This is a genomic window from Paenibacillus sp. FSL H7-0716, from assembly GCF_038002705.1.
GTDB lineage: Bacteria > Bacillota > Bacilli > Paenibacillales > Paenibacillaceae > Paenibacillus_AQ > Paenibacillus_AQ odorifer.
Window position 1 is genome coordinate 74,035 of sequence record NZ_JBBODA010000015.1, and the last position, 24,916, is coordinate 98,950.

A 24,916-nucleotide genomic window follows, 5' to 3' on the forward strand; every position below is an offset into this window, starting at 1 on the left:
TACCAATCGCGGGCGCCAATTATGGTGCCCGTGAATCGGTAAAGGAGGGTCGGATTTGACCATATTGAAATTTATTTCAAAGCGCATTTTACAAATTATTATCACTTTAATCTTGGTCATTTCAGTTAGCTATACCATGATGTATTATTCACCTGGCGGTTTCATGAATACGAATACCATGGCTACGGCACTGGCTCCGCTGCAAGGGCAAAACCCTGTTCTCTACCAACAAGTCATGGACCAATTTCAAAGCCGGTATGGTTTGAATTTACCGCTGTGGCAGCAAATCATGAAGTATATTTGGCATCAATTAACCTTCGATTTCGGTAATTCGATGCAGAATCCATCTTTGCAAATTGCGACTCAACTGAAGCAGGCTTTGCCGATCAGTACACTTCTGGCCTTTGGATCTGTTGTTCTTTCGGTAATTATCGGGGTTCCGCTTGGCATTATTGCAGCACTCAAACGTAACACTTGGAACGATTATGTTGTTAGCACCATCTCATTGACGGGTCAGGCCATTCCGGCATTTGTTCTCGCGGTGATTATGGTTTTGTTATTTGGTGTTGTGTTTCAAGGGATTCTGCCTGTAACGGGATGGGGTCACTGGAGGCAAGCAATTTTGCCGATTATTTGTTTATCTGCGGCGAATGTCGGTGTTGTTGCCAGATATATGCGGGGCAGTCTGATCGAAACTATGAGGTCGGATTTTATGCGAACCGCAAAAGCTAAGGGTGTCAAATACTGGCCGATGATATTTAAGCATGGTGTTAAAAACTCGCTGACTGCGATGATAACCGTCATTGGACCTCAATTTGCTTTTACAGTGATGGGCACGATCTGGGTGGAGCAAATTTTCGCCATTCCAGCGCTTGGTCAGGTGATGCAGACGGCATTTACCAGTTTCGACTATCCGCTCGCCATTACATCTGTATTTCTGCTGGGATCCATGATTATGATTATGAATTTACTCGTTGACATTATTTATGCCTTTATTGATCCGCGTGTCAGATTATAAGCGGCACAGACTATACGAACCTAGGAGGGGGAGCAATTGGCTGGCACAGTTGCAGCAACTCAATCGGATGTAGCTTTGAAGAGAAAAAAGAATCTTCAGAGATCCCAGTTTTATCAAGGTTGGAAGCGATTTAAAAGACATCGTCTTGCCGTTATTGGTTTGGTCTGGGTTATCCTTTTTTTGATCGCGGGGATTATTGGACCTTGGGTGGCCCCATATGACTATCGCACGGGGGATTTTTTGGCCATCAATCAAGGGCCGACCTGGCAGCATATTTTTGGTACGGATAATGTGGGGCATGACATGTTCAGCCAGATTCTGTTCAGTGTTCGAAGTGCTCTGATTATTGCTTTTGGAGCGACTTTGGTCAGCTTCATCATTGGAATCATATTGGGCTTGTGGGCCGGATTGCGCGGCGGAATCGCCGATATGATTATTATGCGTGCTGTGGATTTCATGATGACTTTGCCGGGATTTTTGTTCGCCTTGATATTAGTCATTATGCTGGGACGTGGGTATTTATCTTTGATTCTAGCAATTGGAATTCCGGGCTGGGCGGGGTATGCACGCTTGATCCGAAGTCTGGTCCTAAGTATGCGGGACGGGGAGATGGTGGAAGCGGCAAGAGCGTTAGGCGCATCTCAGGCGCATATTGCCAGAAGGTATATGTTGCCGAATGTTATCGGCAGTATGGGTGTCTCTCTCGCCTTCGGGATTCCCGGTGATCTCATCCAGATTGCAGGCTTAAGTATTTTTGGCATGGGGCTTCGGCCGCCAATCCCTTCATTTGGGAGTATGATTGCCCAAGCCAGTGAGAATATTCTCGGCTTTCCATGGCTGCTGTATTTTCCGGCAGGTATCTTTGCAATAACCTTGCTTTCGTTTCTGTTTGTAGCAGACGGTCTCCAGGAAGCATTCAGTCCAAAAGGAGGCAATTAATATGGGTCAACCACTACTTTCTATTGATGACCTTCATGTGAAGTTTTCCCGCAGTGAAGATGAAGTTTATGCCGTAAACGGCGTCAGTTTTTCAATCAATGAAAATGAATCTTTAGGGATTGTTGGTGAAAGTGGCTCCGGCAAGTCCGTTACATTGATGTCATCAATTGGGCTTATCCGCGAAAATGGAAAAATAACATCGGGGACAGCTCAGTTTAATGGTAAGGACTTACTTAAAATGCGTCCCAAACAATTAGAAGATATTCGTGGACGTGACATCGGCGTTGTTTTTCAAGATCCGATGACCAGCTTGAACCCGATCATGCGTATCGGGGATCAAATAATGGAAGCCATGCTTACGCATCAATATGCAAACCGAAAGGAAGCTTTTGACCGAACCATTCAGCTCTTGCATGAAATGGGGATTCCGGATCCCAAATCACGGTTTAAAAGTTATCCTCACGAATTTTCCGGGGGTATGCGCCAACGTATTATGATTGCTATTGCTTTGGCATGTGAACCACAATTATTGATTGCCGATGAGCCAACAACCGCGCTTGATGTCACTGTGCAGATGCAGATTCTTGCACTATTGCAGGAATTACGCAGAAAACATGGGATGAGCGTAGTGATGGTAACGCATGATTTTGGCCTTGCGACCAACTTTTGTGACAAAATCATTGTGATGTACGGGGGCCAAATCATGGAGAAAGCCACCACGGACAAGTTCATAAGTGAGGCAGCGCATCCCTATTCACTTGGATTGAAACGTTCCATTATCGAAGTGGGCCACAAGGGAAAAGAAATAATGCCTATTCCAAAGACGGCAAAGACACTTACACAGACATTGACCGGCTGCCCATTTGCCGATCGTTGCTTCTATACAACTGAACGGTGTCAGAATGAAGTACCCAAGCTTCGAGATTTTAGCACCGATCATCAGATCGCCTGCCATCATGCTGAGGAGGTCGCTTCCTATGCCCAATAATCCGCTCTTGCGCGTAGAAAATGTCTCGAAAACTTTTCGGGTACAAGGAAAAAAGCTGCATGCCATCGAGAATGTTTCCTTTACACTGGAAGCGGGGAAAACACTGGGGCTTGTTGGGGAAAGCGGCTCGGGAAAATCAACCTTAGGGCGAATGGTTCTGCGTCTACTCGAATCTGACAAAGGAAAAATATTTTTTGAGGATGTTGAACTCTCAAAGGCAAATAAAGAAAAGCTGCGGGCAATGCGCCGGGATATGCAAATTATTTTCCAGGATCCCAAGGCGAGCCTCAGCCCGAGAATGACGGTAGGAGACGCTATTGAAGATGCAATGGCAATCCACAAAATCGGAACTAAACTAAGCCGGCATGAGCGTGTGATCGAACTTCTTGAGCGGGTCGGTTTGCCTTCTGAAGTCCAATACGCTTATCCGCATGAACTGTCAGGGGGACAATTGCAGCGGGTTGGGATTGCCAGAGCGTTGTCACTGAATCCCAAATTGCTTATTTGTGATGAACCGGTGTCCGCATTGGATGTATCTATTCAGGTTCAAGTCATTCAACTACTAAAGGATTTGCAGAAGGAGTTTAACTTGACTTATATCTTTATTTCGCATAATTTGGCAGTAGTGGAGTATTTGAGTGATGATATCGCGGTTCTTTATTTAGGAGAGGTGGTTGAGCAAGCTCCGGCGGATGAATTGTTCAAGAAACCTACGCATCCTTACACGCAGGTCCTGCTAAATTCGATTTTGAAGATTCCGGATAGTGTGGAGCAGAAGCAGCAGATGGTGTCGATTCAAGGCGAGGTGCCATCACCGCTTAACCCACCAAGTGGATGCACTTTTCATCCGCGGTGTTCTTTTGCCTCGGATGTATGTATGGCTGTCAAGCCTGAACGGAAAATCGTGTCAGAAGGCCATAGTGCCGTGTGTCATTTGGTAGAATAAGCAGTGGCTTAATTAAGTAATCAGCAGATGACTTTTGTATATCACAGAAGTCATCTTTTTTAATTCATAGACACAAAAAATCCCTGTAAGAAGGTCACTTTTTTCAAAGTGAACAGCTTATAGGGCACAAGTTAAAGGCTGCTTACTGCTTGTCAATCGCTGCTGCTAACCCTTCATAGGAAGAATCCTGAAGCAGCACTCCGTTCACCATAAATTTAGGAGTACCGTTCACTCCGTAGGAACCAGCGATCTTAAAGTCTTCTTTTACATCGAACATGTAGGTATGATTCTTGAGATCTGTTTCAAATTGAGCGTAATCAATGCCCTCGATGTTATTCTTAACGAATTTTAGAATGAATTTCTGAGTGGCCCAAATTTCGCTCTCATCGCCTTGATTAGCGTACAGCTTATGAAGGTATTCCCAGAACTTCTCGTTGCTTTGCTTGTAGATGGCTTCGCCGGCGCTAGCTGCAAGATAAGAGTCCCGGTCCAAAAATGCAAAGTTCATGAAGAAAAGTTCCACTTTTCCGGTATCCACGTAGTCTTTAATAAAAGTATCCAGATACTTTTCAGTCCACATTTTGCAGGCGGGACATTTGAAATCTGCGAATTCGATAACTTTAACTTTGGCATCAGGACTTCCAAGATGAGGTTGCTTCTCATATTTCAGCCCATCAACAACAATGCTTCCCTTTACGTCGGTGTAGTTGGGTAGATCTGCTGTATCATCAGTCTTATTGCTTAAGATGAAAACAATTACAGCGAGAAGGATTACAACAACGACACCTAATATCATGGGAAGCAAAGGTCTTTTGGTCTGAGATTGTTTAGCTGACACTTTCTTATTCATATCTCACCTCCTAGATAATATAGGAATACTATAAAAATAGTATAATCATCCAGTAGGTAGTGTAGATATGTCATTTGTAACAATGCTACGTAACGTTGTAGCTAGATTATTAGTTTTTGAATTTAGCGGCTGAGCGAATGACAGGAGGCACCTCGTGGATGGACGAAATAGTCATTACGGCTTGCTGCATCTCTTGCTCCAGCTCGATAAGGTTATAGCTCCATTCATTTTGTTGCTTCAGGTAGATACTGTTAATGCCTGCGGTAACTGCGGGAAGTACATCTGTACGTAACGAGTTGCCAATCATCCAAGTACGTTTGCGGTCAAAGCTTTGGGTAGCCAAAATATTTTCAAGTGCCTCAACATTTTTATGCTTCCGAATATAGATACGATCGTCAAAGTAAGCATCCAGCTTCATTTGTTCAATTTTACGTTGCTGAATGGTGTCGTCCCCGCCAGTATACAAGAATAAATGGTGACCCTCTTGCTTCAGCGTATCGAGTGTTTCAACCATGCCAGGGTAAGCTTCAATTTCTTGGTCATAGACGCTTAGACCGAGCTTGTGTAATTGCTGCTCTTGAAAGCGATCTGTCGGACGGTTATATTTGGCGCAGAAATAACGGTAGGTGGCGATTAAGGATTTAGGGAAGTTGTCGCTGGCCAGGCCACTCGTGTTGACGGTATCAACATCAATTTCTATTTGCTTGCTGCGTAATTCACTGGTGCTTGGGCCAAATTCATTAAACCAATCAGTCATGAGCTCGAAATATTGCCCTAAAATTAAATCGAAATATTTGTTGCAGTGAACCAGCGTATCATCTAGATCGAAAATTACCTGTTGAGTTGTGTATTTCATATCTCTCACTCCTTGGATCTGTATCTGTATAGTGTTCTATAGGTGAATATAAGATTCTAGAAACATTTGAAGCTCAGAAGCGCCGTCTGGACGGATACTGAAGCGCTCGTCTTGTTCCCCGCGAAGATGGATACGGAGTAAACCGGCTACGCGTAGGATCATTAGGTGATGCATAAGCATTTCTCTGGATTGATTTAGATCGGACTGCATCTCCCATAGAGATTTGGGTTCATGGGCGACATACCGAAGCAATCGGAGTCTGGTTGGATCTGACAGCGCCTTGGTCATGCGCAATAGCACCATCGGTGGCTCATTTTCATCTTCCAATGGCACATCTACAGGATACTGTACAATCACCATAGTTTTGTAGAAGCAGTAGGTGTTGATTGGTCGATTATGAACGGTAGGCAATAATACTATAGTCTTAAGATCCCGTATATCCTCGAAAACTACACCACCGGATGCGTATTCAATTAAAGAAATAGGATCCATTTTGCTTTCCAGCATTTTTTTCTCAGAGGCATCTTCAATTAATAACGGTAAAATCTTGTGTTCAACATGACGGAAATATTGCTCATACCAGAGTCTAAGAAGCGGACTATAGCTGCTCTTGATCCGGAAAGCTTCATCTATGGTGAAATCGTGAATTAGCGGTGCGATCTGCTGATAACACTCTTCTGTAGAAGCTGAATCCAGATCATCCAGGAAATGCAGCACTGATGTTGCGGGCCCTCGGCTATAAACCCAAGCATATAACACATCATAATCTGTAAATGGCCACTCGGCAGCTTGCATGAGAGCTGTTACTTTATGAGGAGTAATGCGATCTTCCACATCACTTACCCAGTGGGGACCGAGGTCTAAATTGGAGATCCATTTTCTGGTTACATATATCATAAAACTGTCCAGCAGTTCATAAACCGGCGATACGTCGATTTTTAATTCGTAATCCATGTAACATGCACCCCCAGAAATCCGTAACTTCTACATATTATCTCTTGTTTTGAAGAGGGTTGTCCACTATAATGTTCGGTGTTTGCCAATTGGCGTTAGATCACATCATTGTTTTTATTATAGGGGGATATCATCCGTGTCAGACCGGCTTAAAGTATCTATACGAAGTAATAGCAAAATGACTTTCATGATTCTTATTACCGCTACTATAGCCGCAGGGCTTAGCCAAGGGCTGTTGCTGCCCATTCTATCCATCCTTTTGGAGCAAAAAGGAGTCTCCTCGTCACTGAACGGACTGAATGCTGCTGCGCTATACATAGGATCATTTGGGATGACCTTGATTGCTGAACGTGTTCTTGGAGCGGTTGGATTTAAAAAATTGATAGCTGGTGGGATTAGTTTAGTCTTAGTAAGCTTGCTCATGTTTCCCTTTTTTACAGGGATCAAGGTATGGTTTGTATTGCGTCTGCTTGTGGGGGTGGGCGATGCTGCGATTAATTACGGGGCTCAGCTTTGGGTTCTGCTCATGACACCTGCCGAGCATCGTGGACGTAATCTTTCACTATATGGCATGTCCTATGGTCTGGGTTTTAGCTTGGGACCACTTGGGATTAGTCTGCTGCGTTATGGACAGGCAGTGCCTTTTATTGTTCTCGCATTTCTATTTTTGTTAGTCTTAATCCTTGTGACTACAATTCTGCCGGATTCCCGGCCAGATAAAGCGGAGAGTGGTGAAAGCCAGGTTCGCCGTTTCGGTCGCTGTTACAGCTTAGCCTGGTTCGCTTTAATTCCAGCCCTTTTATATGGCTTTATGGAAGCTAGCTTAAATAGCAGCTTTCCGGTATATGGTCTGCGTATCGGTTACAGCACAGATCAAATTGCAGCATTATTGCCTTTTGCGGGGATCGGAGGACTGCTTCTGCAGTTTCCATTAGGTCTGTGGAGCGACCGGTTTGGCCGCAAGCGGGTACTGATTATTGCCGGGATCGGAGGCGGGATCGCCTTTACGATGTTGCCGCTGGCAGGTGATCATTTTACGTTGACAATGGTGCTTCTGATGATCGCAGGAGGACTAGTGGGCTCCTTTTTCTCGTTAGGGCTAAGTCTGGCCGCGGATATTTTGCCACGACATCTACTGCCAGCTGCCAATGTGGTTGCTTCTTTCCATTTTAGTATTGGCAGTATTATCGGCCCCGGCATCGGTGGTTTGTTACTGCAAGTGGGCTTAAGCGGCGGTATTTTTGCCCTGATGGGTGGTTTATATATCGTGTTCGGCTTGCTTGGGTTATTATTCTCGCCACAACCTAGAAATTGAGGTAAGATAAGAACGAGTGCTCGCATGGAAATTGAACTCACATTCAGAGTACACTATAGATTATAGATGAAGACAGGGAGAGGCTGAACTATGATCACAGTTGAACACTTAGCCAAGGCAGTTGGGGAAGACAAAAATCCGGTCCTGCAGGATATAGGATTTCAATTAGAGCCGGGTGAGCTCGTAGCCATACTTGGAGCGAGTGGGAGCGGTAAGACCACTTTATTACGCTGTTTAGCGCTGCGAGAGAAGTGGGACAGAGGGAATTTTAGAGTGGACGGTACGGATATTATGGCGAGCGCCTTTTCCGGAAAAAGAAAAATCCGCCGGGAGTGGGCTTATCTGGAGCAGAATGCAGAGCTCAATCCTAACCGCACAGCGCTGAAAAACGTGCTGATCGGCCAGTCCGCACAGACGCCAATGTGGCGTATGGTTACAGGGATGGTTCGTTCAGATGATTATATGGGTGCGATGGATGAATTAGATGCCCTTGGACTTCTAGACAAAGCGAAGATGAAGACTAGCCAGCTAAGCGGTGGTGAACGCCAGCGTGTAGCGATTGCTAGAGCATTAACTCATGGTGCCAAAGTAATTCTAGCGGATGAACCGGTTACGGGTCTGGACCCCAAATCGGCAGAGAGTGTATTGGAAACTTTGCGCAGACTCTGTAAAGAGACGGGTCTTACCGTAGTGACGGTGCTGCCTATTGAACTGGCAGAACGTTTCGCTTCACGTATATGGGTACTAGAAGATGGGCGAATTAAGCATGATATAAAGGGACGTAGATTAACGTCTCAGGAACGAGCGAATTTGTAAAGTTCGGACACGGATAAGGAAAAGAGTGATGAGGTTGAGTATAAAAAGTCTTAGGTGCCTGGCAGCTGCAACACTGTCGTTATCCGTACTTTCGGGTTGTACTTTCATCAGTGATCCCGTTTCGAAGATGAAAGCTCCGCAGCTGTCTGCTGACAAAGCAACACTTATGGCTGCTATTAATTCACATATTCCAGCGGGTACGGAGTTGATCCGTCCGGTTAATGATGAGAGCTCAATTTTCACAGAGGATCTCAATAACGATGGAATTATGGAGTCGTTGGTGTTCTATAGAACGCCAAGCGAAGCTGTAGAGATTCACGGGATGATCTTAGAGAAGCAAGGAGATGCCTGGGTCAAAAAGCTTGTTTTTGATGGGGATGGAACTATGCTGGAGTCCGTCGATCTGAAAGATATGACAGGTGACGGGAAGCTGAATATCATTACAGGTTATTCACGCGGGGAAGAAAAAGGCCTCGTCGTGTATAGCTATTCCAGCGGATCATTGGAAGAAGTGCTTTCACTTCCTTACACCAAATATATGATTGATGATCTTAACAAGGATGGAATTGAAGATATCACCGTAGTTTATTTTAAAAGAAATGAATTTGCAACCATTTCGATCTATCAGTACAATGATGGCTTTAAGGTGCTCGATAAGATCGAGGATATCGATCCGTATTTTTTTAATTATTACAATATTGTCGCAGGAAAGATTGCCAAGGATAAAGAAGGAATCGTATTGGACGCTTCGGTGGATTTCCAATCCGCCTACAGTTTAATTGTTCTTATGGAGCACAACAAGCTGCGCGTGGTTTTGCCAGGTGATACGAGGACTTACAAAGATCGTCTGATTGCAAGCGAAGATATCGATCATGATGGCATTATTGAAGTTGGATTGCTTGAAGCGCCAAAAGGATGGGAGTATTTCGACCCCGCAGATATTCCTTATTTCACCTCCTATTATAAATGGGATGGAAAAGATGGCCTAACCTTCGCAGTCCAGCTATATCGTGATCCATCGGATCGCTTTACTATTAATTTTGATCCGGAGCTGCATGGAAAGGTAAGTATTGATACGAAATCTGTTCTGGATAAAAATCTTAAGTTCATCATGACTGATACCGGAGAGACTTTTGCGGAGGTTTCCTTCTTTTCTCCTTCGGAATGGGATAAGGCTAAGAATGAAGGCTGGGAGCTGCTTGGACGGGATTTAGATAAAGTCATCGGCTACCGTGGTGAGCTAGAACAAAGTACAACTAAAGAAGGAAGCAATAAGATTGCCTCCCCTATTGAAAGGAAGGGAATAGATGAGTAAAGTTCTGATATTGGAAGATGAAGAGTCCATTCGCAGTTTCATAGTCATTAATTTGAAGCGTAATGGTTTCGAAGTGCTGGAGGCTGCTGACGGGAATGAAGCATTGCATAAATTAACCACTATACCTGATATTGATATTGCGTTATTGGATGTTATGGTTCCCGGCATTGATGGATTTGAAGTTTGTAGACGGATTAGGGAGACTAATGAACGCTTGGGAATTATTTTTCTTACCGCCAAGGTTCAGGAGCAGGATAAAGTTTACGCTTTGTCCGTAGGTGCAGATGATCATGTTAGTAAGCCATTTAGCCCAACAGAGCTAATTGCGCGTATTCAATCTTTGCTGCGCCGAGTAAATGTGCATCGTGAACAGTCGGCCAAGGTTTCTTTTCATTCGGGGCCTTTCAGCTTGGATCTTATTACCAAACAATTCAAACGTGATAATGTAGCCATTGAACTGACGCCTACGGAGTTCTCTCTGATTCAATTCTTTCTTGAAAAAGAAAACACTCCGCTTAGCCGCGATCTTCTGTTGGATCATGTGTGGGGCAAGGAGTATATGGGTGATCCCAAAATTGTAGATGTAAATATCCGGCGCTTACGCCAGAAGATTGAGAACAATCCTTCGGAGCCGGAATTTTTGCAGACTGTATGGGGGCACGGATATAGATGGAAAGGCCAAGGACAATGATTAAGAAGGGGATGCGCAGACAGATTGTTCTGCACTACATTCTTGTAGTTTTTTTGGCGCTTCTCCTCGTAGAAGTTATCTTCCTGCTGGCCATCAGAACATATTATTATGACAGTGTATACAGCAAGATTAAGAATCACATTTCCGTTTCAGAGTCGTTTTTTCAAAAAAACATGATACCAAGCGATAATAGCATCTATTTGCTACAAGAAGTACTGGAGAGGTTCTCATTGAGTAAGACGGAGCTGGAAATCTTATCGCTAAATGGGGATATCATCACTAGTTCCACTGGCTTTCAGCCGGATCGGACCATTACGACCAGTGATGTACCAGAAGCCGTTGGCGGCAGCGTTGGGCGCTGGGTAGGGCGTCAGGCAGGCACGAATGAGAGCGTAATGGCGGTTTCCAAAATGCTGCAGATTCATGGACAGGATAAGTATGTCCTAAGGTATATTACTTCACTAGAAGAAATCAATAATGATTTGCTTAATCTTACCTTATTGTCTACTGCTATTGCTGCAGCTGTTATGGCTGTAGTTGTTGGTTTTAGCTTCGGACTGGCCAATTCGATTGTGAAACCGCTGAATAATATTACGGCAGTTTCAGCCCAGATGGCCAAGGGGAGATTCAACGTACGGATTAAGGGAGACTATAAATTTGAGATTGGTGATTTGGCTTCAACGCTGAATTATATGGCTCAGGAAATTGTACGTAGCAATCAGATTAAGGATGATTTTATCTCGTCCATTTCTCACGAGCTGCGGACACCTCTTACAAGTATCAAGGGCTGGAGTGAAACCTTAGTTTCCGGCGGGTATGATCCGGAGGAGACAAAACTTGGAGTCAGCATCATCTCCAAAGAAAGTGAACGTCTGATTGGGCTGGTGGAGGAAATTCTCGACTTTTCTAAGCTGCAGCAGAACCAAATGAAGCTGTCGATTGGGGTTGTAGATGTAAAGGTACTGCTACAAGAGACTATACTGAATGTATGGGCTAAAGCGGAAAAGAAACGAATTCATCTGTTGCTGGAATGTGAAGACGCGATCTTTGTTAAAGGGGATGCCAATCGCTTAAAACAGGTATTCTTGAACTTGGTAGACAATGCAGTAAAATTCTCACATGAAGATTCCAGTATTGAATTGTCAGCAAAGAGGCTGTCTGCTACAGAAACAGCAATTATGGTACGAGACAGCGGGATAGGGATTAGTGAAGCGCATATCTCCAGAGTTAAGGACCGTTTCTTTCAAGTGGATGCACTTAATGGAGGAACAGGCTTGGGGTTAGCGATCTCACAGCAGATTGTAGAACTTCATAATGGGACACTTGATATGGCAAGTGAGCTTGGAAAGGGAACGGAAGTAACCGTCATCTTGCCTCTTACTGAACCACAGCCGGAAGTTAACTCAGATGAGGTAACTCAAATTACAGCTACCTTTCCTGAATTAGATGATTGGGAGACGTGACCTGAGATGGGGATAACGAAGAATTCGATCCGTATAGTTCGTGGAGAGCCTGATCGGGTTCACGACATCTTGAGGCTGTTGCAAGAAGCGGCAGGATGGATGGAGCGTAACGGGATTAACCAATGGACACCCGGACAATTTAATGAGACCGATATTGCAGGATATTTCGCTGACAGACATGTTTATTTAGCCCTTGACGATGGGGCTGTAGTTGGCATGTTCACGTTGCAATTCAGTGATCCACAGTACTGGGGCAGTAAAAATGATGAGTCCTACGCTTATTTGCACCGATTAGCTGTGAAAGACTCCCACCGCGGCCGAGGACTTGGACAGCAAATGCTTAAATATGCAGTAGTTCTAGCCAAAGATCTAGGCTGTGAGAGTCTTAGGTTTGACACTGTGGCACATAACATTAAGCTCAATCGTTATTATCAGAGCATGGGTTTTCACTACATGGGCACTAACGATATGGGAAATGGTCGTTTAGTGAACTTATATGAACATTTTGAGGAGAGAGCTGAGTCAGACCGTCTGATCCTCAGATTTATATCAGAATCTGATTTTGAACACATAAAGCGCTGGAGTGTTTCTCCAGAGTATCTGAAGCAGTGGGCAGGACCTTCGTTAACTTATCCTTTAGATGATGAGCAGCTTGTTAAATACTTAAAGGATGCTAATCATCCAGGCTTATCCGATCGCCTTATCTTCTGTGCAATTCAAGAAGCTACGCAGCAGGTAGTGGGCCATATTAGCTTTTCAGTCATTGACCGGGTTAATCGTTCTGCACGTATCGGCAGGGTAGTAGTAGATCCTGAGTTTCAAGGTAAAGGCATTGGCAAACGGATGATGCAAGAAATGCTTCGAATCGGATTTGAAGGTCTGAACCTGCATCGTTTGTCTCTGGGTGATTTCGATTTCAATACGGCTGCCCTGAAAGCTTATGAAGCTGTTGGCTTTAAGCGGGAGGGTGTTCAACGTGAGTCTGCGTTATTCGGAGAGCAATATGTAGATTGTGTGGAAATGAGCATATTAGACAGAGAATGGACGGCTAGCCGTAATTCATAAAATTACTAATTCTTTACAACCGAAGGGGCTGTTGTTCTGGTCATGATCGACCAGGACAACAGCCCCTTTTTATATAAAGTATTTTTCTATATAATGGTTGTTATGAAGGAAGAACTTCACGCAAACGTCCTGTCTTCTCATACACATCCTGAAACAGACGGGAAGGTTGGTTTCGGACCGCCGGCTTGGCAGCCACAGTCTCATGTGGTCCAACGACAACGATATTATTTATGCTTCCTTTGATGACTGCTCCATCCTTAATGATTGCCCCTTCACCAATAATGGCATTCTCAATCAGCACTCCACGGCCAATGCGAACTCCAGGCATAATAACACTTTGTTTGATCTGGCTCATCTTACCGATTTCTACACCATTAAAGACTACAGAACGTTGTAGACTACCTTCTTGGGAGCAGGATTCATTCACGAGAGAGTCCGTTGAGGGGTTCTGTACACGTGGTTTATGAACTGCAAGCTTAGTCCGGCGAACCCGACTATACATAGGCCAATGAGTCTTGTCTAACTTCATGCCATTGTCTTTTTGCAGAAGGTCCATATGTGCTTCCCAAAGACTGCCGACTGTACCTACATCTCTCCAGTAACCCTTGAAACGGTAAGCGAATAAATCATCGTTCTGATCCAGCATGGTAGGAATTACGTCTTTACCAAAGTCATGACTGGAATTAGGATTAGCTGCATCCCGCAACAAGTGCTCCTTCAGATAAGCCCACTCGAACAGGTAGATACCCATTGAAGCAAGATTACTTTTTGGTACTTTAGGTTTTTCCGCAAATTCGGAAATTTTCAGATCATCGTTTACGTTCATTACTCCAAAACGACTAGCTTCATCCCAAGGAACCTCCATTACGGAGATGGTTGCTTTTGCTCCTTTTTCAATATGATAATTCAGCATCTTACGGTAATTCATATGGTAAATATGATCACCGGATAGAATGAGCACATGTTCTGGGTTGCGGCTATCAATAAAGTCAATGTTTTTATAAATCGCATCAGCAGTTCCTGTATAACTGTCTCTGCCTTCAACACCTGAAGGAAGGAGTGTGACTCCTTTATCCTTTTGACTAACTAAGCCCCAAGGCTCACCTTCACCGATATGATTATGCAAAGAGTCAGCTTCGTATTGTGTCAGAACACCTACTGTATCAATGTTCGAATTTACACAGTTACTTAGCGGGAAATCAATAATTTTATACTGTCCACCGAAAGGGACTGCAGGCTTAGCCATACTGGAAGTCAAGGGAGCCAATCTGCGGCCTTCCCCTCCTGCCAATAACATGGCGATACAATCTTTTTTGTTGTTCATTTGTTATCCCTCCCATTATTTTGTCAATGCTTGTAATATAAACTTACGACAAGCGCTTGAAACGACATAGGTGAAATATATTGCTTTGTAAACAGAAAAATTACAATTAATATTTCTTTATCAGAAAATCTTTTCTTTTAACATCAAAACATTTTCAAAATGGTAATATTCGGGTAAGGTAATAGGTACAAGCACATTGAAAAAGGTGGTGTAGAATTGGCTGAAAAAGCAAAAATCGAGACCCTTCCGTCAGCTGCTGATATCTATCTGTTCCATGAGGGCACCAATTATCGCAGCTATTCTATGCTGGGTGCACACACTGCCGCTGAAGAAGGCGTTACCGGTGTGCGCTTTACCGTGTGGGCTCCTCATGCGACATATGTAGGACTAGCTGGTGATCATAATGATTGGGACGGAACACAGGGCGTGGACTCGTTATATAAGATACCCGATTCAGGATTTTGGAGTCGTTTTTTTCCGGGAATACAGCCGGGAACTTTTTACAAATACAGGATTCTTGCCTCAGATGGATCAAGTTTCCTTAAAGCGGATCCTTTTGCTTTCAAAGCTGAGGTTCGGCCGGCAACGGCTTCGGTAGTAGCAGAACTGGATGGCTACCGCTGGGGAGATGCAGCATGGCGTCGGAAAAGCAAAGCTCCATATCAACAACCAATGAACATTTATGAAATGCACTTTGGTACCTGGCGTCAAAAAGAGGATGGAGAGTTCTACACCTACCGGGAAATGAGCGAGCTGTTAATTCCTTATTTGGTGGAGATGAACTATACACACGTGGAATTTATGCCGCTGGCAGAACATCCATACGATCTATCCTGGGGTTATCAAGGGACGGGGTATTTTGCGGCAACCAGCCGTTATGGCGAACCCCATGAGTTGATGTATTTGATCGATCAGCTGCATCAGGCAGGTATCGGTGTGATTTTAGATTGGGTTCCAGCTCACTTTGCCAAAGACGCACACGGCTTGCGTATGTTTGATGGAGCGCCACTTTATGAATATGCCGATCCAATGTTAGCTGAAAAACCAGGCTGGGGGACACTTTCGTTTGATTTCAGCAAGCCGGAGATTTCTTCTTTTCTTATTTCTAATGCGCTGTTTTGGTTTGAGTATTATCATATCGACGGAATGCGTGTAGATGCGGTTACGAGTATGCTTCGATTAGATTTCGAAAAGCGTGATCATCAATATCGGCGGAATGCTAATGGTGGATTGGAGAATCTGGAGGCCATCAAATTTATCCAGAATCTGAACAAGGCTATCTTTCATTATTTCCCAAAAGCATTGATGATGGCGGAGGAGTCCAGTGCTTGGCCGGGGGTTACTGCACCAGTGCATGAAGGGGGCCTTGGCTTCAATTACAAATGGAATATGGGTTGGATGAATGATACGCTAGGCTACATAGAACATGATTTTGGTGGGCGTCCTTATCATCATAATTTACTTACGTTCCCAATATGTTATGCTTATGCCGAAAATTACGCATTGCCGCTATCGCATGATGAGGTTGTTCACGGCAAGAAGTCTTTGTTAGACAAAATGCCGGGTGCTTATGAACAAAAGTTCGCAGGCCTCAGGCAGCTGCTGGGATATCAGATCTCACATCCCGGTAAAAAGCTTCTGTTTATGGGTGGAGAATTTGGTCAGTTTATCGAATGGAAGGATCAGGAGCAGCTGGACTGGCTGCTGTTGGATTATGAAAGCCATCGTCGTATGCTCGCCTACACGGCTGCACTTAATAAACTGTACCGCTCCGAAAAAGCGTTGTGGGAGCTGGATCATTCGCAAGAGGGTTATCAGTGGATTGATGCGGATGACAATGAACAAAGTGTGATTTCGTATATACGGCGAGGGAAGAAACCAGGAGATACGCTGCTTATAGTCATCAATTTTCAACCGGTAGAGCGGCACAATTATCGTATAGGCGTGCCGCGGGCCGGGACTTATGAAGAGCTCTTTAGCTCAGAAAATGTAGAGTATGGTGGCTCCGGATTGCACAATGTCCCTCAAAAGAGCGTTAAGCTGGAATGGCACAATCAGGTGAACAGCATAGAGCTGACTCTTCCGCCCCTTAGCTTTCTGGTGTTTAAAAAAACGTCACGAATGGGTAAGAATAAAGAGGCAAAAGAGTTATAGATCTAAGTACGAATAGAGAATCCGTACAGTTTAAGGGGGAAATAATCATGAAAGTTTTATTTGCCGCAGCTGAAGCCCATCCTTTTGTTAAAACGGGTGGTTTGGCCGACGTCATTGGAGCATTACCTAAAGCGCTGAAGGCTGCCGGGGTAGATGTACGAGTGATTTTGCCTAAATATCGTGGGATTCCTGACAAGTTCACCGCTCAAATGGAGCATTTAACGGAAGTGTATGTTCCAATTGGCTGGCGAAAACAATATTGTGGAATTGAACGCATTATCTATGAGGGTATCCCCGTTTATTTTATCGACAATGAGTATTATTTTGGCCGTGATGGAATTTATGGTTATATGGACGATGGTGAACGGTTTGCGTTCTATAATCGTGCAGTGCTGGAGTGTCTGCCAGCCATTGATTTCCAGCCTGATGTTCTGCATTGCCATGATTGGCACGCGGCCGTAATTCCAATGCTGCTACAGGGGCATTATCGCCACAATCCATTTTACAGTGAAATGCGGAGTGTATTTACAATACATAACCTGTTGTATCAGGGAGTGTTTCCTTATGAGGTACTTGGAGAGTTGTTAGGTCTGGATAGCAGTTATTTTGGTAGTGTGGAGTACTATGGTAATGTGAATTTCTTAAAAGGCGGGATTGTATTCAGTGATCGGATCACGACCGTTAGTCCGACCTATTCAGAAGAGATTCGCACACCTTATTATGGTTACGGCCTGGATGGTTTGTTGAACGCACGGTCAGATGTTTTAAGTGGGATTGTGAATGGCATTGATACTAAAAGTTATAATCCAGCGACAGATTCCAGCCTTGTCACCCGTTATCGTTCCAATTTAACCAAGAAGACGGAAAACAAAGTAGCCTTGCAGGAAGAGCTGGGATTACCCGTAGATGCTAATATCCCAATGGTAGCTATGGTCACGCGTCTTGTGGACTCCAAAGGCTTAGATCTGCTTACCCGAGTGCTGGATGAGCTGCTATATCACGATGATATTCAATTTGTGCTTCTAGGAACAGGTGATGAATCCTACGAGCGTTGGTTCAAGGAAGCGGCATGGCGGTATCCGACCAAGCTGTCTTCACAGATCTTATTTAATGATGCACTCTCACGAAAAATATATGCTGCCAGCGATATCTTCCTTATGCCGTCTAAGTTTGAGCCCTGTGGCATCAGTCAGCTGCTCGCTTTACGGTATGGTAGCATACCCGTTGTACGTGAGACAGGTGGCCTCAATGATACTGTGCACGCTTATAATGAAGAAACCGGTGAAGGCAATGGCTTTACGTTTGGCAATTATAATGCACACGATATGATGTTTACGCTGCGCCGGGCGCTTTCTTTTTACAAGCACCCTGAACATTGGAAAAAGATCACAAAAAATGCTTTCGCGGGAGATTATAGCTGGAATGTATCCGCTCAGCAGTACATGGATATCTATGATGATATAACCAGATAAAGTTTAACAAATTCTGTAATGGGTTAATAAGGGATTGCACCCGGGAGTATGGTAAATACTCTGGGAGCAGTCCTTTTTTTATGAAATTAGGAATAAACAGTCGAATGATTTAGCCAGTATAGGGGATAGTAAAAATGTATAAATTTAGCTTCAACGTGAATAAAAGTGATTTTTTAGCTGCGTATTATAGAATTCCCCTCATAGAAATCCATTAAAAGGAAGTTATTGTCACAATTATGCCTTTGCATATTCATGCGTTCTGATTTATAATAAGTCAGTCATTGGGTCAACTTAGATTTTTTCATATGAATAGGGGAGATATAGAAATGAACAAATGGGGTAAACTTAGTTTAGGAATGGTATTAGCGGTAGGTCTGCTCTCAGGCTGCGGTCAAAATAAAAATGATAATGATACCGCTGCTAGTGGTAATGCAAATACTGGTGCAGTTACTAAAAAGCTGATTATGGGAACAAGTGCAGATTTTCCTCCGTACGAATTCCATAAAGTAGTGGACGGAAAAGATACTATCGTAGGTTTTGATATCGACATCGCTAAGGAAATTGCTGCCGACATGGGCGCTGAGCTTGAAGTTAAGGATCTGCCTTTTGATTCACTGCTTAACGAATTGTCCAGTGGACGCGTAGATATGGTGATCTCCGGTCTTAGCCCGACTGAAGAACGCAAAAAAGCGGTTGAACTTTCAGATATTTATTACAAAGCAGAACAAGCTATTGTAGTACGCGAAGCAGATAAAGATAAATACGCTACTATGGACGCAGTGAAGGGTACCAAAATTGGTGTACAGACAGGCTCTATTCAAGAAGAAATCGCCAAAGAGATTGAAGGCGCAAAAATCACTTCTCTTGGTAAAATTTCCGAGATCGTTCTGCAATTGCAATCTAACCGTATCGATACAGCAATTATTGAAGGACCTGTAGCCAAATCTTTTGTTAAGAATTTAGCGGGTCTTGTAATTACCGATGCTAAGCCTGAAGTAGAAGATGATGGATACGCAATTGGGATTAAAAAAGGCAATACAGAGCTTCTGGATAAAGTAAATGCTACACTTAAACGTCTAGAATCAGAAGGTAAGATTGATGAATATGTAGCGGCTGCCAGCGAGCTTGCTGAAAGCACGAAGTAAGGAATGTATATTGTTTTAGGTCTGCTGAAGTAAATTGTACGTGTATTACAGAAAATAGCGGAACTTTGCTATTTTCTATTTTTTTGGAGATAGGAGGATAAGATATTGGATATTACTTTATTTAGAATGGCCTATGATTATCGTGATCTTTTCTTGACTGGACTACAATATACCTTGCTACTTGCTGTTCTTGGTGTATTATTTGGCTTCATTCTTGGGATTATCGTCTCTCTACTGCGCATGTCAAAATGGAGAGTGTTACGTTTCTTAGCCACAGCTTGGGTTGAATTTTTGCGGGGCACTCCAATGCTTGTACAACTGTTTCTCATCCATTACGGGCTGGCGACATTTGGTATTGAGTTTACTCCGATTCAGTCCGGGGCGATTACACTCTCTATTAACAGTTCTGCTTATCTGGCAGAAATTTTTCGCGCCGGGATTCAGGGTGTCGATCGTGGACAAACGGAGGCCGCACGTTCACTTGGAATGAAACAAGGGATGACAATGCGTCATATTGTACTTCCTCAGGCACTTAAAAGTGTCCTTCCGGCAATCGGTAATGAGTTCATTACCATTATCAAGGAATCATCGATTATTTCATTTATCGGAGTAACGGATTTGATGTTTCAAGCTCGTACAGTTACAACGATTTCGTATGATGGCATGACACCACTCGTGATTGCTGCATTTATGTATTTTGTTCTAACATTTACGCTTTCCAAGATCCTAGGTAGACTCGAAAGGAGGCTGAATACCGATGATCGCCGTTAAGAACCTGCAGAAGCATTATGGAAAGCTGGAGATTCTCAAGGGAATCGATTTGGAGATTAAAAAGGGTGAGGTTGTCGTTGTAATCGGGCCCAGTGGTTCGGGAAAAAGTACCTTTCTGCGCTGCTTGAATCTATTGGAGCAGCCTACAGGTGGAGAGATCACTTTTGAAGGGGAATCGATCACCTCAAAGAAGCATGATATCAATGCAACGCGTGAAAAGATGGGGATGGTTTTTCAGCAGTTTAACCTTTTTCCGCACAAAACTGTTCTGCAAAACATTACGCTCGCCCCGATTAAAGTAAGAAAACAGCAGCAGGCTGTAGCCGATAAATTCGCAATGGAGCTCCTCAAGACGGTAGGGCTTGAAGATAAAAAGGATGTTTATCCAGCTCAATTGTCCGGTGGACAAAAGCAGCGGATCGCGATTGCTCGTGCATTAGCCATGCAGCCGCATGTGATGCTTTTTGATGAGCCTACCTCAGCGCTTGATCCGGAAATGGTAGGAGAGGTACTTGAGGTTATGAAAAAGCTTGCCGAAGACGGAATGACAATGGTTATTGTTACTCATGAGATGGGCTTTGCCCGTGAAGTAGGCGACCGCATTCTGTTTATGGATGGCGGGTTTATCGTTGAACAGGGTACTCCTGAACAAGTATTTGGTAATCCTACACATGCTCGGACTAAGGATTTTTTAAGTAAAGTATTATAAATAATTCTTCAAAACGGCCCTGGACAAGTATCCGGTGGCCGTTTTGTTATAGGGTCCTGAGGGTAATGTGGGAATATATCGCTGGGGGCTGAGTTCATTTATTTATGTAAACCATGTATAATAGATGGTCAGTCAATCAACAGGAAAAGGAGTACATACATAATGAGAGATGATCTACGCCGGATAGGCATTATTGATATTGGTTCGAACTCCATTCGTCTTGTAATTTATGATACAACGCGCGAAGGAGGCTATAAGATCATCAAGGAGTGTAAGTACTCCGCTCGCCTTAGTGAGAAGATTACCAAGGAGAATAGACTGGAACAAAAGGACATGGAAACGATTGTTCCAGTCTTGCGTCAGTTTAAGGAAATCTGCAACGCTTTTGCAGTGGAAACCATTCGTGCGGGTGCAACGGCAGCCATTCGTAATGCGGCTAACTCAAGTGAAATAATAAGCTTTTTGTCACAATCCTCTTCCATTCCGATTGAGGTGATCAGTGGCCACCAGGAGGCATATTATGGCTTCTTGGGTGTTATTAATGCCTTTAATGTAGAGGATGGTTATGTGATTGATATTGGTGGCGGGAGTACTGAAATCACTCTTTTTTGTGAGCGGCGTTATCAACACAGCATTTCTTTCCCGTTCGGGGCAGTAAATACCAATCTAATGTTTGGTCAAGGTGGGAATTGGAGCGATGAGCAGATTCACAAGCTGCAGACTTTTGTTCTGGGCAGACTGGTTGAGCATGATTGGCTAAGTGCCAAAGCTGGTCTTCCTTTATTCGGATTAGGAGGGACGGTTCGTTCTTTAGGGAAGCTGGATCAGAAGACACGAGCATACTCATTGCCTAACTCCCATGGCTATACGATGACCAGTGAGACGATCGAGCACTTTATGAACACCCTACCTTCAATGCCTTACGAAAAACGTAAGGATCTAGATGGATTATCTAAGAGTCGGGCAGATATCATTGTATCTGGATTGATTATTTTCCATACAGTGTATCAGTATATTGGGGCGAGTGAGGCGGTAATCAGCGGGGAAGGGCTCAGAGAAGGCTTGCTGCATGATCTGCTGGAGCCGGAGCAGCCAGTGCGTGATAGTGCTTTGGAATATAGCTTAAACACGATCATTCGCTTTGATATTCATACTTCCAAACGGTATTTAGATCATATCAACAAGCTAGCACTCAGCCTGTTTGACGCATTTAAAGATGAATCGAATAGAGCAGAGCACGAGATGTTAATTTACGTGTCCATCATGCTGCATCGTACGGGAACGAATATTAACTATTACCAATCCAAAAGACATACTTTGTATTGGTTGATGAATTCACCGATTCGTGGACTTACCCACCGTCAGCTTATTCTTTGCGCTATGATTGCCTCATACAGCACAAAAAGCCGGAAGCAGAAATTGTCCCAACAACATAAGGACATTTTGCTGCCAGCCGACGAAGAGTGGATTCATAAGCTCGGGTCGCTTGTCCAGCTTAGCATTGCATTGGACAGCACGGAGATTGGAATTGTAAGCGGCCTGAAGGCCAATCTGCACGGCAATACGCTTCATCTGGACTTAGAGGGCGCATCGTCACTGTTAATTGGCCTAGAGGACATTGAGAACGCGATAAAAGCATTTAAGAATGCTTGGGCGGTGAAGGTAAAACTCGGCTTCCCTTCCAACGTGTAACATCCATTGCAGCGAACTGGCTCCGGAAAGGGGCCTTTTTGTCGTCTGGTTGTTCGTAATATCCATTAGCCTGCAAGAAGCTGGCTTTAACATTATCTTTTAGAGACAACTCTAGAATCTTGACGATCTGTTTACGGATACCGCTGTCTCTGACAGGACACATCAGCTCAATCCGGCGGGTTAGGTTTCTAGTCATCCAGTCGGCACTGGATAAATACACCTCAGGTTTGCCGCCATTTTCGAAATAATAGATCCGGGAGTGCTCCAGAAAACGGTCTACGATACTGCGTACGGTAATGTTTTCGCTTAAGCCCTCTATTCCCGGACGTAGGCAGCAAACCCCTCGCACAATTAAGTCAATGGAGACACCGGCTTGGGCTGCGCTATATAAATCGTCGATCACTTGCTGATTAGAGAGCGAGTTCATCTTGGCGATTATGCGAGCGGGTCTGCCTGCCCGTGCATGTTCAGCTTCACGCATCATTAGCTTTTGCAGGGATAAGCTCATATTTGTTGGCGCAACAATGAAGGAATGCCAGTCAAAATTAGCCGAATATCCAGTCATTTGATTAAACAGCTCAGAAGCGTCCAGTCCGATATCGCTTTGGGCGGTGAATAGACTGAGATCCGTGTAGGCCTTGGCTGTACTGTCATTATAGTTTCCTGTGCCTACATGCACGTAACGGCGCAGTTCAGGGCCTTCCTGGCGGACAATCAAGGTCACTTTGGCATGCGTTTTGAGTCCGATCAGACCATAAACGACATGACAGCCTGATTTTTCAAGCTGGCGTGCCCAAGCGATGTTCCGTTCCTCATCAAATCGAGCTTTTAACTCTACAACCACTGTAACTTGCTTTCCAGACTCCGCAGCATTGGCTAGTGCAGTAATAAGTGGAGAATTTCCGCTGACACGGTATAAGGTCATTTTAATCGCCATCACTTGCTCATCCTCTGAAGCTTGAATGATAAAGTCTGTCATCGCATCAAAAGACTCGTAAGGGTGGTAGACTAATACATCCCGTTCACGCAGCACCTCGAAGAAATCCTCATTTTCTTGAAATTCAGCAGGATAAACCGGCTCAATAGGTGGATAGTTCATGTAACCAAAACCTTTTAAACTTCCGGCAAAATTACGAAGAAAGCCTAAATCAAGCGGACCTTCAATTTCAAATACGAAGTCCTCCAGCTCAAATTCCGCTTGCAGCTGCTCAAGAGCATAGGGATGGATACCTTTTTGTACTTCCAGACGGGCAGGCACCCCGCGACGGCGCTTGCGCAGCTCTTTTTCGATCTCTTCCAGCAGATCCTCTGCACCTTCCTCATCGATCGTAAGATCTGAGTTGCGAGTCAAGCGAAACTCACTAACCGCAACAGGTTCGTAACCGCTGAATAAGGTTTGAATGTGATGGCGGATCACATCTTCAATAAATACAAATTGTCTTTTCTTACTATTGGAGCGGTGGGGAAGAGGGATACATCTTGGCAGATTCGAAGGAATTTGCAGGATAGCAAAATAAGGCTCCTCTTCAAGACCATTCTTACGAGTAAGAACAACAGCTAGGTAGATAAACTGGCTGTGCACGAGTGGAAACGGCCGGCTCTGATCAACAGCCATTGGCGTAAGTACAGGATAGATGATATCCCGGTAATACTGTTCTATGGACTGCTCTTGGGCATGGGTAAGATCCTCATAATCCACAAATACGATGCCTTCTTTATGCAAACTCCGCGAAATATCACGGAACGTCCGGTATTGATCGGCAATGATTTTGGTTACGCGTTTGATGAGGCGTTTATACAGCCCGGAAGGGGTGTAGCCTGTGAAATCTTTTTTAGTATAGCCAGCCCGGATCTGATCCTGAATTCCCGCCACTCGAACGCTTATGAATTCATCCAGATTGCTCGAGACGATCGCCAGAAATCTGGCACGTTCCATTAAAGGGTTATCAGGGTCCTGAGCCTCCTTGAGTACGCGGCGGTTAAATTCGATCCAGCTCAAATCCCTATTGAGGTAAGCAGTGGCTGGACTGCTCTGATTGTTTTTAATCTCTTCTGTATTCATGGGACCTCCAAATATGCTTCGATGTCTATATCTCAAATCTATTTATCATATTCTATCATTTTACTATTGGATGAGGCGCGAAATGTTAAATCTATGTAAAATCTCAAAGAATATTATTTAATTATCTTATATAATAGGATGTGATTGTCGCTATTTTGTTTACATAATCAAAATTACGTTAACTTCTTAATGAGTAAAAGACAATAATTAAACATGTTATTTCAGAATGGTAACAATTACATACGCATAGGTTACAAAATTGTGATATATTAAGTCCTGTCAGTTTTACAAATGACAACAATACATCAGGACATCACACAAGATGTACATAAGCACAGGAAATGTACACGAGCGTATACGGAAGTCATACC

The 24,916-nt window shown here is 44.0% G+C and carries 21 protein-coding genes; 16 read left to right on the top strand and 5 right to left on the bottom strand.

Going from position 1 to position 24,916, the window contains the following annotated elements:
• Positions 1-55 precede the first annotated feature (55 nt).
• From MHH60_RS19045 to MHH60_RS19060, 4 genes are read left to right on the top strand one after another with little or no spacing between them, the layout of a single operon-like run.
• Positions 56-1,018 (top strand): ABC transporter permease, encoded by a 963-nt coding sequence (locus tag MHH60_RS19045; RefSeq protein ID WP_076133747.1) that lies wholly within the window; start codon positions 56-58, stop codon positions 1,016-1,018.
• A 36-nt stretch (positions 1,019-1,054) separates the two neighbouring features.
• Complete coding sequence (locus tag MHH60_RS19050) at positions 1,055-1,957, top strand: ABC transporter permease (RefSeq protein ID WP_081383373.1); 903 nt, start codon at positions 1,055-1,057, stop codon at positions 1,955-1,957.
• A 1-nt stretch (position 1,958) separates the two neighbouring features.
• Positions 1,959-2,945, top strand: coding sequence for an ABC transporter ATP-binding protein (locus tag MHH60_RS19055; RefSeq protein WP_076133746.1), 987 nt, complete (start codon positions 1,959-1,961; stop codon positions 2,943-2,945).
• Entirely contained in the window at positions 2,935-3,891 is a 957-nt protein-coding gene (locus MHH60_RS19060) for an ABC transporter ATP-binding protein (protein WP_076133745.1), read from the top strand. Before MHH60_RS19055 ends, MHH60_RS19060 begins: the two co-directional genes overlap by 11 nt.
• Positions 3,892-4,033: 142 nt before the next feature.
• Here MHH60_RS19060 and MHH60_RS19065 read toward each other — a convergent pair whose 3' ends face one another.
• The 3 genes from MHH60_RS19065 to MHH60_RS19075 all read right to left on the bottom strand — a co-directional run bounded on the left by MHH60_RS19065 (position 4,034) and on the right by MHH60_RS19075 (position 6,551).
• Positions 4,034-4,741: a DsbA family protein gene (locus MHH60_RS19065; protein WP_036687653.1), complete on the bottom strand. Its 708-nt coding sequence runs from the start codon at positions 4,739-4,741 to the stop codon at positions 4,034-4,036.
• A gap of 109 nt (positions 4,742-4,850) precedes the next feature.
• Positions 4,851-5,597, bottom strand: coding sequence for an HAD family hydrolase (locus MHH60_RS19070; RefSeq protein WP_076098782.1), 747 nt, complete (start codon positions 5,595-5,597; stop codon positions 4,851-4,853).
• Between the two features lie 36 nt (positions 5,598-5,633).
• Entirely contained in the window at positions 5,634-6,551 is a 918-nt protein-coding gene (locus MHH60_RS19075) for an ArsR/SmtB family transcription factor (protein ID WP_076133744.1), read from the bottom strand.
• Between the two features lie 178 nt (positions 6,552-6,729).
• Here MHH60_RS19075 and MHH60_RS19080 point away from each other — a divergent pair, with 178 nt between their 5' ends.
• The 6 genes from MHH60_RS19080 (at position 6,730) to MHH60_RS19105 (ending at position 13,216) form a co-directional block, all read left to right on the top strand.
• Positions 6,730-7,866 carry an MFS transporter gene (locus tag MHH60_RS19080; RefSeq protein ID WP_370510606.1) on the top strand — a complete coding sequence of 379 codons (1,137 nt, stop codon included), beginning with the start codon at positions 6,730-6,732 and terminating at the stop codon, positions 7,864-7,866.
• A gap of 90 nt (positions 7,867-7,956) precedes the next feature.
• Positions 7,957-8,682, top strand: coding sequence for a phosphonate ABC transporter ATP-binding protein (locus MHH60_RS19085; RefSeq protein WP_036687647.1), 726 nt, complete (start codon positions 7,957-7,959; stop codon positions 8,680-8,682).
• A gap of 34 nt (positions 8,683-8,716) precedes the next feature.
• On the top strand, positions 8,717-9,997 hold the full coding sequence (locus MHH60_RS19090; RefSeq protein ID WP_232061383.1) for a hypothetical protein: 1,281 nt from the start codon (positions 8,717-8,719) through the stop codon (positions 9,995-9,997).
• The gene (locus MHH60_RS19095; protein ID WP_036687642.1) at positions 9,990-10,688 is read left to right on the top strand and encodes a response regulator transcription factor; all 699 of its coding nucleotides are present in this window, start codon (positions 9,990-9,992) and stop codon (positions 10,686-10,688) included. The genes MHH60_RS19090 and MHH60_RS19095 overlap by 8 nt, the downstream gene beginning before the upstream one ends.
• Positions 10,685-12,151, top strand: coding sequence for a HAMP domain-containing sensor histidine kinase (locus tag MHH60_RS19100; protein ID WP_051491526.1), 1,467 nt, complete (start codon positions 10,685-10,687; stop codon positions 12,149-12,151). The genes MHH60_RS19095 and MHH60_RS19100 overlap by 4 nt, the downstream gene beginning before the upstream one ends.
• Before the next feature lie 6 nt (positions 12,152-12,157).
• Positions 12,158-13,216 (top strand): GNAT family N-acetyltransferase, encoded by a 1,059-nt coding sequence (locus tag MHH60_RS19105; RefSeq protein WP_179088861.1) that lies wholly within the window; start codon positions 12,158-12,160, stop codon positions 13,214-13,216.
• Between the two features lie 100 nt (positions 13,217-13,316).
• Here the strand turns inward: MHH60_RS19105 and MHH60_RS19110 are convergent, their stop codons facing one another.
• Complete coding sequence (locus MHH60_RS19110; protein ID WP_076103928.1) at positions 13,317-14,540, bottom strand: glucose-1-phosphate adenylyltransferase; 1,224 nt, start codon at positions 14,538-14,540, stop codon at positions 13,317-13,319.
• A gap of 216 nt (positions 14,541-14,756) precedes the next feature.
• Between MHH60_RS19110 and glgB the strand changes: the two genes are divergently transcribed.
• From glgB to MHH60_RS19135, 6 genes are all read left to right on the top strand, one after another.
• Positions 14,757-16,694, top strand: coding sequence for a 1,4-alpha-glucan branching protein GlgB (gene glgB / locus MHH60_RS19115; protein WP_076133743.1), 1,938 nt, complete (start codon positions 14,757-14,759; stop codon positions 16,692-16,694).
• Positions 16,695-16,741: 47 nt separating this feature from the next.
• Positions 16,742-18,166 carry a glycogen synthase GlgA gene (gene glgA / locus MHH60_RS19120; protein WP_076133742.1) on the top strand — a complete coding sequence of 475 codons (1,425 nt, stop codon included), beginning with the start codon at positions 16,742-16,744 and terminating at the stop codon, positions 18,164-18,166.
• Between the two features lie 326 nt (positions 18,167-18,492).
• Entirely contained in the window at positions 18,493-19,311 is an 819-nt protein-coding gene (locus tag MHH60_RS33305) for a transporter substrate-binding domain-containing protein (protein WP_076133741.1), read from the top strand.
• A 105-nt stretch (positions 19,312-19,416) separates the two neighbouring features.
• Positions 19,417-20,082: an amino acid ABC transporter permease gene (locus MHH60_RS33310; RefSeq protein ID WP_232061382.1), complete on the top strand. Its 666-nt coding sequence runs from the start codon at positions 19,417-19,419 to the stop codon at positions 20,080-20,082.
• A complete protein-coding gene (locus MHH60_RS19130; RefSeq protein ID WP_076130044.1) occupies positions 20,069-20,791 on the top strand; it encodes an amino acid ABC transporter ATP-binding protein in 723 nt (240 codons plus the stop codon). The genes MHH60_RS33310 and MHH60_RS19130 overlap by 14 nt, the downstream gene beginning before the upstream one ends.
• 162 nt (positions 20,792-20,953) lie before the next feature.
• The gene (locus tag MHH60_RS19135; protein WP_076133740.1) at positions 20,954-22,483 is read left to right on the top strand and encodes a Ppx/GppA phosphatase family protein; all 1,530 of its coding nucleotides are present in this window, start codon (positions 20,954-20,956) and stop codon (positions 22,481-22,483) included.
• Here MHH60_RS19135 and ppk1 read toward each other — a convergent pair.
• Positions 22,431-24,545, bottom strand: coding sequence for a polyphosphate kinase 1 (ppk1, locus tag MHH60_RS19140; RefSeq protein ID WP_076130046.1), 2,115 nt, complete (start codon positions 24,543-24,545; stop codon positions 22,431-22,433). The genes MHH60_RS19135 and ppk1 overlap by 53 nt on opposite strands.
• Positions 24,546-24,916: the final 371 nt, after the last annotated feature.